This window comes from Kutzneria sp. NPDC052558 (assembly GCF_044547355.1).
Lineage (GTDB): Bacteria > Actinomycetota > Actinomycetes > Mycobacteriales > Pseudonocardiaceae > Kutzneria.
In genome coordinates this window covers 1-16,882 of sequence record NZ_JBIUAG010000003.1, presented here as the reverse complement: position 1 = coordinate 16,882, position 16,882 = coordinate 1, and the positions used below count along the sequence as shown (strand labels likewise).

The 16,882-nt window shown below is 70.1% G+C and carries 16 protein-coding genes; 4 read left to right on the top strand and 12 right to left on the bottom strand.

Annotation, left to right across the window (positions count from 1 at the left end):
• Positions 1-101 precede the first annotated feature (101 nt).
• The 8 genes from ACIG5F_RS06510 to ACIG5F_RS06475 all read right to left on the bottom strand — a co-directional run bounded on the left by ACIG5F_RS06510 (position 102) and on the right by ACIG5F_RS06475 (position 6,783).
• Entirely contained in the window at positions 102-344 is a 243-nt protein-coding gene (locus ACIG5F_RS06510; protein WP_396516409.1) for a hypothetical protein, read from the bottom strand.
• Positions 345-377: 33 nt separating this feature from the next.
• On the bottom strand, positions 378-854 hold the full coding sequence (locus ACIG5F_RS06505; RefSeq protein WP_396516408.1) for a GNAT family N-acetyltransferase: 477 nt from the start codon (positions 852-854) through the stop codon (positions 378-380).
• A 216-nt stretch (positions 855-1,070) separates the two neighbouring features.
• On the bottom strand, positions 1,071-3,677 hold the full coding sequence (gene dnaB, locus ACIG5F_RS06500; RefSeq protein WP_396516407.1) for a replicative DNA helicase: 2,607 nt from the start codon (positions 3,675-3,677) through the stop codon (positions 1,071-1,073).
• A 405-nt stretch (positions 3,678-4,082) separates the two neighbouring features.
• Positions 4,083-4,538, bottom strand: coding sequence for a 50S ribosomal protein L9 (rplI, locus tag ACIG5F_RS06495; RefSeq protein WP_396516405.1), 456 nt, complete (start codon positions 4,536-4,538; stop codon positions 4,083-4,085).
• 17 nt (positions 4,539-4,555) lie between these two features.
• Positions 4,556-4,798, bottom strand: a complete 243-nt coding sequence (gene rpsR, locus ACIG5F_RS06490; protein ID WP_211764534.1) for a 30S ribosomal protein S18 — start codon at positions 4,796-4,798, stop codon at positions 4,556-4,558.
• A gap of 51 nt (positions 4,799-4,849) precedes the next feature.
• Complete coding sequence (locus ACIG5F_RS06485; RefSeq protein WP_396516404.1) at positions 4,850-5,350, bottom strand: single-stranded DNA-binding protein; 501 nt, start codon at positions 5,348-5,350, stop codon at positions 4,850-4,852.
• A gap of 4 nt (positions 5,351-5,354) precedes the next feature.
• Positions 5,355-5,651: a 30S ribosomal protein S6 gene (gene rpsF, locus ACIG5F_RS06480; protein ID WP_116174880.1), complete on the bottom strand. Its 297-nt coding sequence runs from the start codon at positions 5,649-5,651 to the stop codon at positions 5,355-5,357.
• 115 nt (positions 5,652-5,766) lie between these two features.
• On the bottom strand, positions 5,767-6,783 hold the full coding sequence (locus ACIG5F_RS06475) for a hypothetical protein (protein WP_396516402.1): 1,017 nt from the start codon (positions 6,781-6,783) through the stop codon (positions 5,767-5,769).
• A 121-nt stretch (positions 6,784-6,904) separates the two neighbouring features.
• Here ACIG5F_RS06475 and ACIG5F_RS06470 point away from each other — a divergent pair, with 121 nt between their 5' ends.
• From ACIG5F_RS06470 to ACIG5F_RS06455, 4 genes are all read left to right on the top strand, one after another.
• Complete coding sequence (locus ACIG5F_RS06470) at positions 6,905-7,675, top strand: deoxyribonuclease IV (RefSeq protein WP_396516401.1); 771 nt, start codon at positions 6,905-6,907, stop codon at positions 7,673-7,675.
• A gap of 39 nt (positions 7,676-7,714) precedes the next feature.
• Positions 7,715-7,930 carry a hypothetical protein gene (locus ACIG5F_RS06465; protein WP_396516400.1) on the top strand — a complete coding sequence of 72 codons (216 nt, stop codon included), beginning with the start codon at positions 7,715-7,717 and terminating at the stop codon, positions 7,928-7,930.
• A gap of 111 nt (positions 7,931-8,041) precedes the next feature.
• Entirely contained in the window at positions 8,042-9,238 is a 1,197-nt protein-coding gene (locus ACIG5F_RS06460; protein ID WP_396516399.1) for an SGNH/GDSL hydrolase family protein, read from the top strand.
• A gap of 46 nt (positions 9,239-9,284) precedes the next feature.
• Complete coding sequence (locus ACIG5F_RS06455; protein WP_396516398.1) at positions 9,285-9,758, top strand: hypothetical protein; 474 nt, start codon at positions 9,285-9,287, stop codon at positions 9,756-9,758.
• Here ACIG5F_RS06455 and ACIG5F_RS06450 read toward each other — a convergent pair.
• The 4 genes from ACIG5F_RS06450 to ACIG5F_RS06435 all read right to left on the bottom strand — a co-directional run bounded on the left by ACIG5F_RS06450 (position 9,728) and on the right by ACIG5F_RS06435 (position 16,564).
• Entirely contained in the window at positions 9,728-11,305 is a 1,578-nt protein-coding gene (locus ACIG5F_RS06450) for a glycosyltransferase family 87 protein (protein ID WP_396516397.1), read from the bottom strand. The two genes, ACIG5F_RS06455 and ACIG5F_RS06450, sit on opposite strands and share 31 nt — an antisense overlap.
• 49 nt (positions 11,306-11,354) lie before the next feature.
• Complete coding sequence (locus ACIG5F_RS06445; protein ID WP_396516396.1) at positions 11,355-13,292, bottom strand: transglycosylase domain-containing protein; 1,938 nt, start codon at positions 13,290-13,292, stop codon at positions 11,355-11,357.
• 35 nt (positions 13,293-13,327) lie between these two features.
• Positions 13,328-16,066, bottom strand: coding sequence for a transglycosylase domain-containing protein (locus tag ACIG5F_RS06440; protein WP_396516395.1), 2,739 nt, complete (start codon positions 16,064-16,066; stop codon positions 13,328-13,330).
• Between the two features lie 93 nt (positions 16,067-16,159).
• On the bottom strand, positions 16,160-16,564 hold the full coding sequence (locus ACIG5F_RS06435; protein ID WP_396516394.1) for a DUF5318 domain-containing protein: 405 nt from the start codon (positions 16,562-16,564) through the stop codon (positions 16,160-16,162).
• Between the last annotated feature and the right edge of the window lie 318 nt (positions 16,565-16,882).

Genomic DNA, 16,882 nt, shown 5'->3' with positions numbered 1-16,882 from the left:
GGCCCGAGCGAAACAACGGGCCTTTCGATGCGGCCCTAGGCCGACGTCGTAGGCGGCGATCAAGGCCTCGAGGGTCTGGTCCGCGTCGGCATGCCGGCCGATCACACTTGTCGCTGTCCCAACGCCAGCGCGGTGTCCAAGGTGTCCGGATCATGATCGCCCAGGGGCCGCCGGCACAGCGCGGCCACCTTGCGTAGCCCCGCCTCGGCCGCGAGCGGCTCAGTCGCCTGTCGCTGCTCGGCCGCGAGCGGCTCAGTCGCCTGTCGCTGCTCGGCCCGGCGCGCCCGTTCAGCCAGAATCTGCCCCCGGCGCAGCCGGCTGCGCAGGTGCAATGTCCACTCCACGCTGATCCCTCCCCAGCGCGGGAGGGTAGCCGATCACACTGCCTCGGTGATCCGGAAACGGGCCAGCTTCTCCTCGGTGCCCCACCGCTGGAAGCCGGCCTTCTCCAGTACCCGCACGGACGCCGGATTCGCCAGCTCCACGTCCGCGTACACGGTGTGGACCTCGGGCGCGGTCAACGCGAACTCCGCCAACGCCTTCGCCGCCTCGGTGGCGTAGCCCCGGCCCTGGCGCGACGGCACGATGCCGTAGCCGAGCTCCAGCTTGCCCTCGCCGGGCGGCCAGAACAGGCCGACCCCGCCCACCAGCAGCCCGCTGTCCCGCTCGACGATCCGCCGCTGGCCGTGCTCGTGGAGCCAGCCCGGCCGCTGCCCCAGCAGGCCGGCGATGACCCGATCGCCCTCCGACGGGTAGTCCTCGGCCCAGTCGCCCGCCCTGGCCCCGCCGACGACCGCCGCCGCCTCGTCCAGGGTCCACGTCCGCAGCACCAGCCGCTCGGTGATCAGCTCCATCCGCTCAGGATCGCGCGGCCCCGGCGACAGCGCCCGCGAATTACCGGGGTCGGCCCGACTGTCCGGCATCCTGCGCGTCCCTGTGGACCGGAACCGCCCTCGGTCCGGGGACACCGAACTCTCGCCTGGCCGCCGCGATCCGGTCCGCCCGCGACGGCGACGCCGCCGACTTCACCCTCGTCCAGGACAAGACCCTCAACCGGGGAGCCCCGGGTTTCAGCCCTGGGCCAGGTCGGCGAAGCGGCTGTAATGCAGCTGGTGGGCCACCGTGATCGTCGCCGTCGGGCCGGCACGGTGCTTGGCCAGGATCAGGTCCGCCTCGCCGGCGCGCGGGTCGTCCCGCTCCCAGGCGTCCGGCCGGTTGATCAGGATGACCGCGTCCGCGTCCTGCTCCAGCGAGCCGGACTCACGCAGGTCGGACAGCATCGGCCGCTTGTCGGTGCGCTGTTCGGGACCACGGTTGAGCTGACTGATCGCGATCACCGGCACCTCCAGCTCCTTGGCCATCAGCTTGAGGTGCCGGGAGAACTCCGAGACCTCCTGCTGCCGGGACTCGGTGCGCTTGCCCGAGGTCATCAGCTGGAGATAGTCCACCACAATCAGCCGCAGGTCGTTGCGCTGCTTGAGCCGCCGCGCCTTGGCCCGGATCTCCATCATGGTCAGGTTCGGCGAGTCGTCCACGAACAGCGGCGCCTCGCTGATCTCACTCATCCGCCGGGCCAGCCGCGTCCAGTCGTCGTCGGTCATCCGCCCGCCGCGCATGTCCCCCAGCCGGATCTTCGCCTCGGCCGACAACATGCGCATGACGATCTCGGTCTTGCTCATTTCCAGCGAGAAGATGCAGCTGGTCAACCCGTTGCGAATAGACGCCGACCGCGCGAAGTCCAGTCCCAGGGTCGAATTGTGGGTCGGGATCATCGCCCGACCGGCCAGGTACAGATGCGCCGGGTTGTCCACCTCGACGCAGCGCACCGGCACGCTCGCGATCGGCCGCACGTCCACGATGTGCCGGGAGCCGGTACGGGCCGTGCTCGTGGCCCGACGCCGCTCCTTGTGCACCAGCCGCTTGCGCTCCAGTCGGAAGACCTCGTCCTCGCTGCCGAAGGTGATCGTGTACGAGATCGATGATTCGGCGCTACGGCCGGCCACCGCCTTCGTGACCATCGAGCAGCGGTAGCCGAGGCTCGTGATGAGCTCCCGCGTGTCGTCGGCCAACCGCTTGTTGGTCACGGCGAACTGGACACTGCCGCCGGCGGTCACTGTGCCGTCGGTGTCGAGCAGGCCGGCGAGAAGGGATCGCCGCTGCGCCTGCGAGGCCCGGAGGTACTCGACGGGTATGTGCTTGTTGCCGAGGACACCGAGCGTGCGCAGGATCGCCTGCACGGTGCCGTGGTGATTGCGGCACTGCTGGCACTGCGCCAGCCCACAGGACGGGCCGCCGCAATCCGCACAGACCGGGGTGGACACGGCGGCGGACACGAACCTGGCCTTGCCTCCGCACGACCGCCCGCAGGTGCGGACCTGACTGGTCATCGGCTGGAAGACGTCTCCGCAGACGACACACTCTCGGGCCGGGATTCCCTCCCGGGCCGGGAGCCGAAGGCTGTGGCGGAGGTCGCCGCGAGGGATCACGTCGATGCCCTCGGCCTCGATGTGCCACGCGATTTCCGGGTCGGCGGTGGTGAACCGCGATGAGCCGGAATGCCCGTCGCCCAGCCATACGCCGAGTGTGTACGGCGGCAGCGGCAGGTCGCGCTCGGGCAGGTCGAGCGGCTCGGCGTTGGTCACCGAGTGGTTCAACCGGCCGTCGGCGGTGGCGCAGCGCAGCGTGGCGGCGATCTGTTCGGTGGTCCGGACCTCGGCGAAGGTGCGCTGGTTGCGGTACCGGTTGTAGCCGGTGGCCGCCTGCTGGGCCGAGCGGCGGGACGCCCTGGTCTCGGTCAACCACTGGTGCTGGGCGTCGGCGACGATCACGCTGCCGTCGGAGAACTCGACCTCATAGCACGGGCGGCCACGCATCACCTCGGTGGCCGCGACGACCAGGGTCGGCCGGCCGGACGCGTCGACCAGTTCGTCGCCGACCCGGACCTCGCCCATGGTGGTCCAGCCCGTCGGTGTGGGCAGCGGGGTGTCCAGCGCCAGCGCCTTCCCGACGCCGGGTCGGGCCGCGACGATGATCATCTGGCCGGGGTGCAGGCCGTTGGTGACGGCGTCGAGGTCGGTGAAGCCGGTGGGGATGCCCAGGGACTGGCCGCCGCGGGAGGCGATGGCGTCGATCTCGTCCATGGTCGGCTGGAGCATGTCCTCCAGCACCGAGTAGTCCTCGGAGGTGCGGCGCTCGGTCACCTCGTAGATGGCGGCCTGGGCGCGGTCGACGACCTCGTCGACGTCGGCCCCGTCGGCGCCGTTGTAGCCGAGCTGCACGATGCGGGTGCCGGCCTCGACCAGGCGGCGCAGCACGGCCTTCTCGGCGACGATCTCGGCGTAGTAGCTGGCGTTGGCCGCGGTGGGCACGGTGGCGATGAGGGTGTGCAGGTACGGCGCGCCGCCGACGCGCAGCAGCTCGCCGCGGCGTTCGAGCTCGGCGGCGACGGTGATGGGGTCGGCGGGCTCGCCCCGGCCGTAGAGGTCGAGCACGCAGTCGTACACGGCCTGGTGCGCGGGCCGGTAGAAGTCGTTGGGGCTGAGCACCTCGACCACGTCGGCGATGGCGTCCTTGCTCAGCAGCATGCCGCCCAGCACCGACTGCTCGGCGGCGAGATCCTGCGGCGGCTGCCGTTCGAACCCGGGCTCGCTCATGCCACGGTCGTCCACCAACGCCACCGCGAACTCCCCAAGTCGAAGGTTGTCGTGCTCGTTTGTACCGGGCACCCCTGACAGTTCCGGGCCCGCACGCTAGGTCCCCCGTCCGGAGCAGGCAAACCAGCCTGTGCACGCAGCTGTGGACAACTTGTGGACCGCCGGCCGGGCATGGGGCACAGGCCGTCGAGCGGCTGGGGACAAGTTGTGGACAACTATCCGGGGTGTGGGAAGAACCGCAGGTCAGGGGCTGTGGGTAAGGTGTGGAAAAACTCACCCCGGCCCGACCCGGCGTGTCGCGTTCGACCGGTTGTTCGGCGTGTCGCGGCGGTCGGCCGGGTGGCGACTGTCCACAGCCGTTCGGGTCGACGCTGCTGCAAACGAGCGAAAGCTCCGCCCGAGGCGACCCGGGCGGAGCTTTCGGCTGAATCAGGCGGTGGGCACGACCGAGAGGGTCAGCGCCACCGTCACGTCCGGGTGCAGCCGGACGTTGACCGTGTGCTTGCCGGTGGTCTTGATGTGACCGGCGGTGTCCACGGTCCGCTTGTCGAGCACCGGGCCGCCCGCGGACTTCACGGCGGCGACGATGTCGGCGGAGGTGACCGAGCCGAACAGCTTCTTCGCGTTGGCGGCGGCCTTCGCGGTCAGCGTGATCGGACCGAGGTTGTCGATCGCGCTCTTGATCTCCTTGGCGTGGTCCAGGTCGCGCACCCGGCGCGTCTCCTGGGCCCGACGGATCGTGGCCACCTGCTTCTGCGCGCCACGGGTCGCGAGGATCGCGAAGCCGCGGGGCAGCAGGTAGTTGCGGCCGTAGCCGTCCTTGACCTCGACCAGGTCGCCGGGGCCGCCGAGACCGCTGACATCGGTGGTGAGGATGAGCTTCATCGGTGCACTCCCCTTTCTCAGCGAGCGGTCGAGGTGTAGGGCAGCAGCGCCATCTCGCGCGAGTTCTTCACCGCGATGGCGATGTCCCGCTGGTGCTGCGAGCAGTTGCCGGTCACCCGACGCGCGCGGATCTTGCCGCGGTCGGAGATGTACTTGCGCAGCAGCGTGGTGTCCTTGTAGTCGATCAGGTTCGCGCTGGCCTTGTCCTTGCAGAAAACGCAAACCTTCTTCTTGGGCTTGCGCACAGGCGGCTTCGCCATGGGTCTTCTCCTGAAAAAAGCTCTACGTGAATGAGGTCTGCTGGGCCGCGGCTAGAACGGCGGCTCGTCGGCGAAACCACCGCCGGAGCTCGCCGGGGGCGCGGAGCCCCACGGGTCGTCGACCGGGGCGCTGTTGCCGCCCCCACCGCCGCCGAACCCTCCACCGCCGCCACCGCCACCGCCCGCGCGCTGGACCTTGTTGACCTTGGCGTTGGCGTACCGGAGCGACGGGCCGACCTCGTCGACCTCCAGCTCCACGACGGTGCGCTTCTCGCCTTCCTTGGTCTCGTAGGACCGCTGGCGCAGCCGGCCGGTGACGATCACGCGAGCGCCCCGGGTGAGGGACTCGGCGACGTTCTCGGCGGCCTGGCGCCAGATGTTGCAGCGCATGAACAGCGCGTCGCCGTCCTTCCACTCGCCGGTCTGCCGGTCCAACGTGCGCGGCGTGGCCGCGACGGTGAAGCTGGCGACAGCGGCGCCGGACGGGGTGAAGCGGAGCTCGGGATCGGCGGTCAGGTTCCCGACCACGGTGATCGTCGTCTCGCCCGCCATGGGATCAGCCCCTGGCGGCGTCGCGGCGCAGGACCTTGGTGCGCAGCACCGTGTCCTGGAGCGACAGCTGGCGGTCCAGCTCCTTGACGGCGGCCGGCTCGGCGTTCACGTCGAGCAGGGCGTAGATGCCCTCGGGCTGCTTCTTGATCTCGTACGAGAGCCGGCGACGGCCCCAGACGTCGACCTTCTCCACGTTGCCGCCGGACGTGCGGATCACGTTGAGAAAGGTGTCCAGGGTCGGGGCGACGGTGCGCTCGTCGAGACTGGGGTCCAGGATGACCATCACTTCGTAATGACGCATGAAGACCACTCACCTCCTGTGGACTCGGCGGCCACGGTCGTTCCGTGGCAGGAGGGCCTGTTGCGTCAGCAACCCGAAGAGGGTAACAGCCTGGGGCCGGTCGGCCGAAATCGCCTCAGCTGACGGTCACTCGGCGCAGCACCCAGGTGCGCACCAGGGCGGCGGTCACGCAGGCCAGCGCCAGCACGGCGATCAGCACCGGGGCGGCCACGCCGGAGCCCGTGCCGCTGCCGGGCAGGGCCTGGGCCCGGCCGGCGGTCTGCACGCCGTCGGCCTCGGAGCTGATGCCGCTGAGGGTGCCGACCTGCGGGGCGTAGCCGGAGACGTTGCCGCCGTAGAGCACGCCGGGCGAGGGGGCGAAGTCGCCGGGGACCGCGAACGGCAGGTTGGTGTACGAGAACAGCGGCACGCGGCCGTAGTCGTAGCTGTTGGTCCCGTTGAACTGGTAGAGCTGCACGCCGCCGTTGGGCAGGCCGCCGGAGGTGGGGAAGTTCGTGCCGCCGCCGGAGCCGCCGGTGCTGGTGCCGCCACCGCCGGTGGAACCGCCGCCACCGGTCGTGCCGCCTCCGCCGCCGGTGGCGCCGCCACCGCCCGTGGTCCCGCCTCCGCCGCCGGTCGAACCGCCGCCGCCGTTGCCCCCGAGGGCCCCGGTGCCGGTCTGGATCGGCGCAGCCACCGCGTTGACGCCGTTGACGGCGACGCCGCAACCGGCGGTCAGCGCCTGCTGCACGCCGCCGACCAGCAGCCCGAGCACCGGGCCGAGCAGCGGGATGGTCTTGAGTTGGGCGACGACCTGGGTGGCGATGGCGCCGCCGCTGATGTAGCCGGCGCCGGTGGGCAGCGCGCCGATCGGGATGGGCGGCAGCGCGGTGAACGCCTTCTGGAACGGCTGGGCCAGCGGCGGGCCGAGCAGCGGGATGGCGTTGAGCACGTTGGTCACGGGCTGCACGACCGCGCCCGGGCTCAGCGACACCGGCTGGCCGGGTTCGCCCTGCACGGAGGTGGCGCAGCTGCCGATGACGATGGGGGTGGCGGCGGCGCTGGCGGTGCCGGCGGTCGCGACCAGGCCCAGTGAGCTGGTGGCGAACACGAGCGTCGCTGCCGTCGCCAGCGTGCCGATTCGCCCTCGCATGCCCACCCCGTCCAGCCGTGAAACCCGTCGGTAACTTACGTGGTGACCAACGACGGTACGTCCAACTGGTGACGCCGTGCCATACCCAATTCGTGTTCGATCTTGGACTACCCTGCTGGCCATGCGCATCGGAGCCCACGTCCGCGACGACGACCCGATCGGCGCCGCCCAGGAGCGCGGCGCCGAGGTGGTGCAGTTCTTCCTGGCCGACCCGCAGGGCTGGAAGGCCCCGAAGCCGCATCCGCAGACCGCCGAGCTGCTGGCCGGCGACATCGACGTCTTCGTGCACTCGCCCTACATCATCAACGTCGCCTCGACCAACAACCGGATCCGCATCCCGTCCCGCAAGCTGGTCCAGCAGCACGCCACCGCGGCCAAGGCGGTCGGGGCCAAGGGCCTGATCGTGCACGGCGGGCACGTGACCAAGGGCGAGGACGCGGCCGCCGGCTTCGAGAACTGGCGCAAGCTGTTCGAGCGGCAGGCCGAGTCGGGCGGCTTCGACGTGCCGATCCTGATCGAGAACACCGCCGGCGGGGACAACGCGATGGCCCGCCGGTTCGACGCGCTGGCCCGGCTGTGGGACGCGGTCGGCGAGTTCGGCGCCGGGTTCTGCCTGGACACCTGCCACGCCTTCGCCGCGGGCGAGGACCTGGTCGGCATCGTCGAGCGGGTCAGGGCGATCACCGGCCGGATCGACCTGGTCCACCTCAACAGCTCGCGCGACGAGTTCAACTCGGCCCGGGACCGGCACGCCAACATCGCCGACGGCACCATCGAGCCGGAGCAGTTGGTCGCGGTGCTGGCCGCCGCCCAGGCCCCGGCCGTGGTCGAGACGCCGGACGAGGGCCAGGCCGCCGACATCGAGTTCCTGCGCGCCAAGCTCGGCGGGTGAGACGAGCGGGACTGCCCGCTGCTCGAGGTCTCCGCCGCCATGCTGGGTGGGCTTTTGTTGCTGTGCAAGGTGGATTCGCCGCAGTACATGCTGTGGCTGCTGCCGTTCCTGGTGCTGCTGCCGGTGCGCTGGGGCTGGCTCGTCGGCTACTTCGTCGTCGAGGTCGTGCTGGGCCTCGGCGTTTTCCGCTGGTACTCGTCGCCGGGGTGTGGGGGCGCGCGGCGCTGCTGGCCTCGCCGTTCGTGGTCTTCCTGACGCCGATCGCCGCTGGTCCCGCTGTGATCAGCACCACCCCAGTGGGCGATACCCGCGCTCCCGTCCCCGAGTGAAGGTGGAGGTCCGCCGCCGCGGAGGGGAGAGCGCGCCATGCGAACCCGATTCGGACGTATCGCGCTGGTTGCCGTGCTGGCAGCCGGCCTCACCAGCGGCCTCGCGGCCGCCGGGACCTTAGACCAAGCCGGCGCGACCTGGGTCGGCACCTGGGAGGCCGCCCCGGCCACCGGCGTCGCCAACACCCCCGACGGCTATCCCAACTACTCGATCCGCAACGTCGTGCACACCAGCGTCGGCGGCAGCGAGGCCCGGATCCGGCTCAGCAACCGCTACGGCACCTCTCCCGTCACCTTCGGTCACGTCACCGTCGGCGTGCAGGCCCGGGTCGGCACCGCCGACGCCGCTTCCCTGGTCACCGTGAAGTTCCACGGCTCGGTGTCGACGACCGTGCCGGCCGGGGCCGACATCGTCAGCGACCCGGCGCCGCTGAAGGTGCCGTCCAACTCCAACCTGCTGGTCACCACCTTCGTGCCCACGCCGTCGGGGCCGGTCACCTACCACCCGCTGGCCATGCAGACCTCGTTCTTCACCCGCAACGGCGACCACACCGCCGACACCTGGGGCACCGCGTTCAACGAGACCACCTCCGTGTGGCACTACGTGACCGGCGTCGACGTGCTCGCGCCGGCCAAGGGCACCGTCGTCACGCTCGGCGACTCCATCACCGACGGCTACGGCTCCACGCCCGACGCCAACCACCGCTGGCCCAACTACCTGGCCGAGCGGCTCGGGTCGCGCTACGGCGTGGCCGACGCCGGCATCAGCGCCAACCGCCTGCTGCTCGACGGCGGTGGCGGCGGCGAGGCCGCGGTCAAGCGGCTCGACGAGGACGTGCTGTCCCGGACCAACGTGCGCAGCATGATCGTGCTGCTCGGCGTCAACGACATCCAGCAGGACCCGCACCAGCTCGACCCGACCAAGATCGAGGGCGCGCTCCAGGACATCGCCACCCGGGCCAAGGCCAAGGGCATCCGCACCATCGCCTCGACGATCCTGCCGTTCAAGGGCTGGGGCGTCTGGACCCCGCAGCTGGAGTCCGTGCGGGCGGCGGTCAACCAGTGGATCCGCACCAGCCACGCCTACGACACCGTCGTCGACTTCGACCAGGTCGTGCGCGATCCCGCCGACCCGCAGCGCATGCTGCCGGCCTACGACTGCGGCGACCACCTGCACCCCGGTGACGCCGGCTACCAGGTGATGGCCAGCGCCGTGGACCTCAACTCGCTCTGACGCCCCGGCTCGGCCGCCGGAACCCGTCGGGTGCGAGGATCGGCGCATGTTCCAACCGATGCCCTCGGCGTTCGGCGCGTTCCGGCGGCTGGCCCTGACCGTGTTCTGGCCCTGCCTGCTGTTCGTGGTGGTCGGGCTGCTGATCGTGCTGCCGTCCGCGCCGGTGACGCTGACCCCGTACGCGCTCATCCCGCCGGCGGTCGGCGCGCTGGGGGCCGTGCTGGTGCTGAAGGTGCTGGACCCGCGCCGCGCCCCGGCCAAGCGCCCGGACAAGGCCGCCGTGGTGCTGATGGCCCGGGCCATGTTCTTCGCCCGGCTGCTCACCGGCGAGGTGGCGATCATGGCCGGGCTGGTGGTCGGCATGGCCACCTTCGACCAGACCCCGCTGCTGGCCGGCCTGGTCACCGCCGTGCTGCTCTACACGTGGTGGCTGCGCACCGACAACTTCCTCGCCGCGCTGCACCGCGCGCTGGACCCCGTGGGCGCCGGTCAGCTCACCGACGCCGTCATCAAGCGCTGACGCCGTCGGAACGTGAACCGGTCGGCCGCGCCGTCCAGGAAGCCGCCCGTCGGATCGTCGTCGCCGGTGCGCCGCACCAGGTCCAGTTCCGGCCGGTAGATCTCGCGGATCACCAGCACGCACAGGCCGATCACCGCCAGGTCCCGGATGCAGACGAAGGTCAGGAACGGGCCGGCCGGCAGGCCCTTCTTGTCCGTGCCCAGGTAGAAGAACATGCGCGGCACCCAGACCAGGGCGTCGATGGTCATCCAGGCCAGCAGCGGCTTCCAGCGCGGGATGGCCAGCACCGCCAGCGGCACCAGCCACAGCGAGTACTGCGGGCTCCACACCTTGTTGGTCAGCAGGAACGCCGCGATCACCAGCAGGCACACCTGGGCCAGCCGGGGCCGGGTCGGGGCCGACATCGTCACCCAGGTGATGCCCGCGCAGCAGAGCAGGAACAGCACCGCGCTGACCGTGTTCAGGATCGTCGGCACCTGGTTCTGCGCCAGGACGCCGTCGAAGCCCAGCCAGCCCGTGAAGTACGAGACCACGTTGTACAGCGAGTCCGGGTCCGCGCCGCGCTCGGTGTTCAGGCGGAAGAACTCCCACCAGCCCGGCCGGTACAGGATGTAGATCGGGGCGTTCACCGCCACCCACGTGATCAGCGCCGACGCCGTTGTCGTCAGGCCCTGCTTCATCCGCCCGCCCCGCCAGCACAGCAGGAGCAGCGGGCCCAGCAGGAACAGCGGATACAGCTTCGCCGCCCCGCCAAGGCCAAGCAGAATGCCGGCCAACACCGGCTTCTTGCGGGCCCAGGCCAGCAGGCCCACCGTCGCGAACGCCACCGCGATCGTGTCGAAGTTGGTGAACGCCTGCACGATCACCAGCGGCGACACCGCCACCAGGGCCGCGTCCCACATTCGCTTGCCCGCTATGCGCATCACCGCCCACACCACCACCAGCCACGCCAGTGACAGGAAGAAGGCGATGAAGTCGAAGTAGGCCACCACCGTCATCGTGAACGGCAGGATGCCACTGGCCGCGATCGCGATGTAGCCCTGCGCCAGCTTGGCGTTGAACCACTGGAACAGGCCGGTCAGGACCGGGTACTCCATGTACCGGATGTGCGCCTGCGGCGTGCCCTCCCCGTCGATCCACGACGTCCGGTAGGGGAACGTGCCCGGCTGGTCCAGCCGCTCCGCCGTGTACAGCGGCACCACGTCCGAGTAGCACATCGCCACGTACTGCCGGTTGCCGCTCCAGTCCAGCTGCAGGACGCCCTTGTCGTCCTTCACCGTCTGGATGCACGGCGACTTCTGGAGCCACCCCAGCGCCAGCACCACCACCGCCAGCAGCAGGATCACCCGGGCCGAGGTCCAGAACCACTGCCGCCCCACCGACGCGTGCCGCCCCAGCGGCCCCCCGAACGGCCGGCTCAGCGACCTGACCAGCGACTCCGTCCAGGTGGGCGCGACACGCTCGTCCGGCCCCAGCGACTCGGTGTCCTCCAGCAGGGAGGTGCCGGTCGGCTGCACGGACTGGTTCCCATCCGGTTCACCTGACACTCGGGGCATGCTACGGGCCCTCACGTGTGCGCATGGTCAGCGCCGGTGCTCAGCGGGTCGTCGGCGCGTGCGGAAGGGCGGAAGCGGCTGGTGGGAACGGTTCCGCCGGCGCGTTCGCCGCCTTGAGGTAGCCGTTCATGAAGGCCTGCCAGATCTTGCCGGGCAGGCCGTTGCCGGCGATGGGATTGCCGTCTTTGTCGTGAATGGCCTCGTACTTGTCGGAGCCGACCCAGACCGAGGCGGCGACCGAGCGGGTGTAGCCGATGGTCCATGCCTTGGCGGTCTCGCCGGTGTCGAGGGCCTGGACCCCGGTCTTCACGGCGGTCGGCCACGGCCCGGCCAGGCCGAGGTTGTTCTGCTGCGCGCCGCCGCTCATGGCCGCCGTGACCTCGTCGGCCATCTGCTGGCTGTCGGACCCGAAGGCGGCGACGGCGTCGTCGGGCCGGGCGAAGCTGCTGCCGTCGGAGAAGGTGATCTTGCTGATGAAGTGCGGGGCCCGGCGCTGGCCGTCGCCGGCCAGGGTGGCGTAGGCGGCGGCCAGGTCGATGGGCCGCACCTGGGTGGAGCCGCCGCCGTTGGCGATGTCGATGTCGGGGGTGCCGCCGTTCTCCCCGACCAGCAGCTTGGACCCGTCGACCTGGTCGGGGACGCCGGCCTGGTGCGCGGCGTCGGCCACCGACTTGGTGCTGACCCGGTTGTAGACCAGGTTGGCCAGCTCGGTGCTGATCGAGTACTGCAACGCCTGGGCCAGCGTGCACTGCGCCTTGCACGGGTAGTGGTCCTCGGCGTTGGCGACCTGCCGCGCGTCGAAGGTCTGCGGTGAGGCGGAGTTGAAGACCGAGTTGGTGCCGATGCCCTGCTGGAGCGCGGCGACGAGATCGAACGGCTGGAACGCGGTGCCGGGCTGTTGCAGGGTCTGCGCGTTGTCCGGGACGCCCGCGTCGGAATTGCCCCAATACGCGGTGACGCCGCCGGTCTTGGGATTCACGGCGACCAGCGCCTGCCGCAGGGAACGCGGCTGCCCGTTCATCACGCCGGTGACGGCCTGCTCGGCGGCGTCCTGGGCCTTGGGATCGATGGTCGTGTAGATCTTCACGCCCTGGCGCTCGGCCTGGTCCACGCTGATGCCGAAGGGCTGCTGGGCCAGTTCGTCGAGCACCTGGTCCTCGATCGCCTGCCGGGCGCCGGTCAGCGTGGTCGGCCGCGCCTTGTCCCGGTCGATCAGCGTCGGCGGGGCGGTGTACCTGGCCCGGTCGACGGCCGACAGCCAGCCCTTGTCGACCATCTGCGTCATCACGTTGGTCCAGCGCCACGTCCGGTAGGTGGCGTCCTCGCTCTTGCTCGGGCCCTGGATCATGCCGGCCAGCTGCGCCGCCTCGGACGGGTTGAGCTGGTCGAGGTCCTTGCCGAAGTAGGCCTGCGCGCCGGCCTTGATCCCGTAGGCGCCGCGGCCGAAGTAGACGGTGTTCAGGTAGGCGGTGAGAATGTCCTGTTTGGACTTCTCGTTGTTCATCTTGAACGCCGACACCAGTTCCAGCCACTTGCGGCTCAGCGTCGGCGCGTCGTCGCCGGTGGCCTTCTTGACGTACTGCTGGGTGATGCCGGAGCCGCCGCTGTGCCCGCCGGACAGCTGGATCCACACCGCCCGCACGATCGACTTCACGTCGAAGCCGGCGTTGTCCTCGAAGGTGGCGTCCTCGGCCGCGAACACCGCGTTCTTGACCAGGTCCGGCAGCTGCCCGTAGTCGACCTTCGACCGGATGCCGTTCTGGGCGATGTCCACCATCTTGGAGCCGTCGGCGTAGTACAGCGTGACCGTCTGCGTCTCCTGGGCCGCGACCACGTCCGGATCGGGCACGTCGACCAGCAGATAGGTGATCACGAACGCGATCACCGGCACGAGAACGGCGGCGGACACCAGCACGTAGCACGTGCGCCGGATCCGCCGCCATCTCCGTTTTCTGTTGTCCCGCTGCTCCTCCGCCACGTCAGGTCAGACGCCGTTCGTGGCCGCGGAGTTGCTCAGCCGTTGCTGCCGAAGCCGCCCGGTGGACCCCCGCTGTTGCCGTTGGACTTCGATGTCGTCGTTGTCGGATCCGTCGGCTGGCAGCCGATGAACGGCGGACACGTGGTGGTCGACGTCGGATGGTGCTTGGTCGTCGGGTCGTCTGACGAGTCCGTGACGTCGGTCGTGGTCGTGCCGCCGGTCGTGGTCGTCGCGGTGGGCGTGGTCGTGGTGGTGAGACCGCTGAAGTTGCCCTTGCCGCCGAGGTCCTTGAACGTCGAGAAGTTCTCGACCGGCTTGCCCTGCAGGTAGGCGGTCATGTAGCTCTTCCAGATGTAGGAAGGCTCCTCACGGCCGTAGATGTCGTAGGCCTGCGACGGACCGATCTTGTTGAGGTAGTAGCCGTAGATCGGGGCCAGACCGTTGCGGGTGCCGGTCCACACCGCCGTGACGACCTGCGGCGTGTAGCCCACCATCCAGGCGTTGGCGTTGTGCTTGGTGTCCTCGTACTGCGCGGTGCCGGTCTTGGCCGCCACCGGCCGGTTGGACAGGTTGGCGCAGATCGTCTTGGCCGGGTCGGCGCACGAGGACGCCGCCACCTTCGTCATCGACTCGGTGACGTTGCGGGCCAGCTGGGCGTTCTTGACGGAGTCGGTCTTGTCGAACGCCTGGGTCGGCGTCAGCTTGCCGTTGGCCGAGGCCTGGTAGAGGTCGCCGCCGCTGCTGTTCTTGATCGACGTGATGAAGTGCGACGGAATGTAGATGCCGTTGTTGGCCAGCGTGGCGTAGGCCTGCGCCATGTCACGGGGCCGCACTTCGTACTGGCCGATGCCGATACCGTCGGCGGTGGTGCCGTCGGCGTTCTGCAGCGCCGGCACCGTCTTGCCGACCAGTGTCTGGGTCTGGGCGATGCCGGCGTCGAACGCGGCCTTGCGCACCGCGGACGGGCCGATGTCGTCGGTCATCTTGTAGAACACGGTGTTCACCGACTGGGTCATGGCGGTCCACACCGTGCACTGGACGCCGCAGCTCTCCTCGTCGGAGTTGTTGACCGTGCGGCCGCCGATCTGCTGACCGCTGGTGCCGTTGTAGAGCGACTGGAGCCCGATCTGCGAGTTCGCGCGCATGCCGGCCAGGAACACCAGCGGCTTGAACGACGAGCCCGGCTGCTGGGCGGTGTCGGCCATGTCCAGCGACCAGGCCTTGGTGTCGCTGCCGCCGTACCAGGCGACGATGCCGCCGGTCTTCGGGTCGATCGACACGAGCGCGCTGGCGATGTTCGGATTGTGCGGTGTGTCCTTGGCCATCACCGTGTTGGCCGAGTCCTCGGCCTCCTTCATCGCGTTCTTGTCGATGGTGGTGTGGATCTGCGCCCCGTACTGCTGGAGCGTGGGCCGGTCCATGCCGATGCCGAAGTTCGGGTCGGCGGCTTCCTTCAGGATCTGCCGCACGGCGAACGTCGTCTTGCCGTCCAGCGCGCCGCCGCCGTCGCTGTTGTTCGGGAGCGGCTTGGGCTGCTCCTTGAACTGGTCGCGGTCGGCCTGGGTGAGCCAGCCGTTGGCGACCATCCGGCCCATCGTGTAGGTCCAGCGCTGGTTGGTCCATGACGGGTCCTCGTTGTACGCCGGCACGTTGATGCAGCCGGCGAGGAACGCGGCCTCGGACGGGTTGACCTGGTCGATGTTCTTGCCGAAGTAGGCCTGCGACGCGGCCTGGATGCCGTAGGCGCCGCGGCCGAAGTAGACGGTGTTCAGGTAGGCGTCCAGGATCTGGTCCTTGGACTGCACCTGGCTCATCTTGATCGACTGCACCAGCTCGGTCCACTTGCGCGTCAGCGTGTGGTCCTCGTTGCCGGTGGCCTTCTTGACGTACTGCTGGGTGATGCCGGAGCCGCCGCCGGCGTTGCCGCGCAGCTGGTTCCACACCGCGCGGCCGATGCCCTTGATGTCGAAGCCGCTGTTGGTCTCGAACGTCTCGTCCTCGGCCGCCATGACGGCGTGCTGGACCACCTTGGGGATCTTGTCGATGCTCAGGATGGTCCGGTCGCCGCCGGTGGACGGGCCGAGCGTGGCCATCACGCTGCCGTCGGCGTAGTAGATGGTCATGGTCTGCTGCTGGTTGAGCACCGACTGCGGATCCGGCGGCGTGACCGAGAAGTAGGTGACGATGAACGCCACGATCGGGCCGACGAAGCCGACCGCGCACAGCACGTAGGCCCCGCGGCGGACCCGGCGCCAGATGCGCTTGCGGCGCAGCGTCGCCTCGTCGGCCTCGTTGTCCAGGTACTCGTCGGGCTCGATGTAGTCCCGGGCGCCCGGCGGCAGGTCGTGCTCACGGTGGGTCATCAGCTCCGGTTCGCGCTGATACTCCTCGTGCACCGGCGGCAGCATGTCCGTGGGCTGGTTGAACGGGCTGCGCTGGGTCGCGTCGTTCGGGCCGCCGCGCTGGCCGGGGCCGGGCGGCCGCCCGGCCGTGCCGTTCGGTCCGGGGCCGCCGGGACGGCCGCCCCGGCCCATCGGCGGCGGGCCGCCGGGGCCCGTCGGGCGGCGGGGCGGCTGCGGTGGATAGCCCCGCGGCGGGGTGTTGGGCCCCCGCATGGTCGGCTGCTGCGACGGCGGCACCGGCGGTCGGCCGCCGGGCCCCCGAGTCGTCGGCTGTTCTCCGGGCCAAGCCGGCTGACCGCCGCCCCGGCGGCCGGGTTGCTCCGACTCGTCGAAGCTCGGCCACTGGGCCTCGTCACCACGCTCGTCACTCACCAAACGGCCTTCCAGATCGGTACCCACCAGGTAGGCAACCAGTCATGCTCGTCCATCGTCTCTACTACTAGACGCCGCAGCTCAGGAGCCTGTTCACTCCGCCGCGGTACGTCGACGCGGCTTGCGCGCGCGCAGGCCGCCCGTTCCCAGGACGTATGACTGCACCAGGTGGTTCCAACTACATGTGCGGCAAACTTCGACGACATAGACCGTGAACTCCTCGTACAGGGAGCTCATCCGGTCCAGTTCGTCGGGTGTGCGCGCCGAACCGGCCACGTGCTTGAGCGCGTCGCCGTAGACCCAGGACACCAGGGTCAGCTGCTCCTTGCGGCACACCGGGCAGCTCGTCTCCGTCGGCTGCCCGTGGAACTTGGCGGCCCGCACCAGGTAGGGACTGGCGTCGCAGACCTCCGCCGTGCCGACCCGGCCGGCGTAGACCTCCGCGAGCAGCGCACGGCGCTGCAACGCGTAGTCCACCACCTGTCTCTGGGTCCGCACACGCAACAGGGTACGTGCACCCCGCCGGGCCCCGATGGGCCGTTCAGCGCAGCAGGTGGCCACGCTGTGTCACGCGCACCACAGGAACAGGCAGGCGACAGGTCGCCGTGAGAGGCTGGAAAGCCCGGCTGACCAGCGATGGAACAGCACGGGCTCAGCGTCGCGTTGGCAGTGGTACTGCCAATCACACCGAGGAGGAGTCCGGATGAGTGTGCGGGTGGCCATCGTGGGTGTCGGCAACTGCGCGGCGTCCCTGGTGCAGGGGGTGCACTACTACCGGGACGCCGAACCGGGGACCCGGGTGCCCGGCCTGATGCA

Bases quoted from the DNA above. Each gene is read 5' to 3' on its own strand.
- ACIG5F_RS06505 (WP_396516408.1), bottom strand. From the start codon at position 854: ATGGAGCTGATCACCGAGCGGCTGGTGCTGCGGACGTGGACCCTGGAC.
- rplI (WP_396516405.1), bottom strand. From the start codon at position 4,538: ATGAAGCTCATCCTCACCACCGATGTCAGCGGTCTCGGCGGCCCCGGC.
- rpsR (WP_211764534.1), bottom strand. From the start codon at position 4,798: ATGGCGAAGCCGCCTGTGCGCAAGCCCAAGAAGAAGGTTTGCGTTTTC.
- ACIG5F_RS06485 (WP_396516404.1), bottom strand. From the start codon at position 5,350: ATGGCGGGCGAGACGACGATCACCGTGGTCGGGAACCTGACCGCCGAT.
- rpsF (WP_116174880.1), bottom strand. From the start codon at position 5,651: ATGCGTCATTACGAAGTGATGGTCATCCTGGACCCCAGTCTCGACGAG.
- ACIG5F_RS06475 (WP_396516402.1), bottom strand. From the start codon at position 6,783: ATGCGAGGGCGAATCGGCACGCTGGCGACGGCAGCGACGCTCGTGTTC.
- ACIG5F_RS06470 (WP_396516401.1), top strand. From the start codon at position 6,905: ATGCGCATCGGAGCCCACGTCCGCGACGACGACCCGATCGGCGCCGCC.
- ACIG5F_RS06465 (WP_396516400.1), top strand. From the start codon at position 7,715: ATGCTGGGTGGGCTTTTGTTGCTGTGCAAGGTGGATTCGCCGCAGTAC.
- ACIG5F_RS06460 (WP_396516399.1), top strand. From the start codon at position 8,042: ATGCGAACCCGATTCGGACGTATCGCGCTGGTTGCCGTGCTGGCAGCC.
- ACIG5F_RS06455 (WP_396516398.1), top strand. From the start codon at position 9,285: ATGTTCCAACCGATGCCCTCGGCGTTCGGCGCGTTCCGGCGGCTGGCC.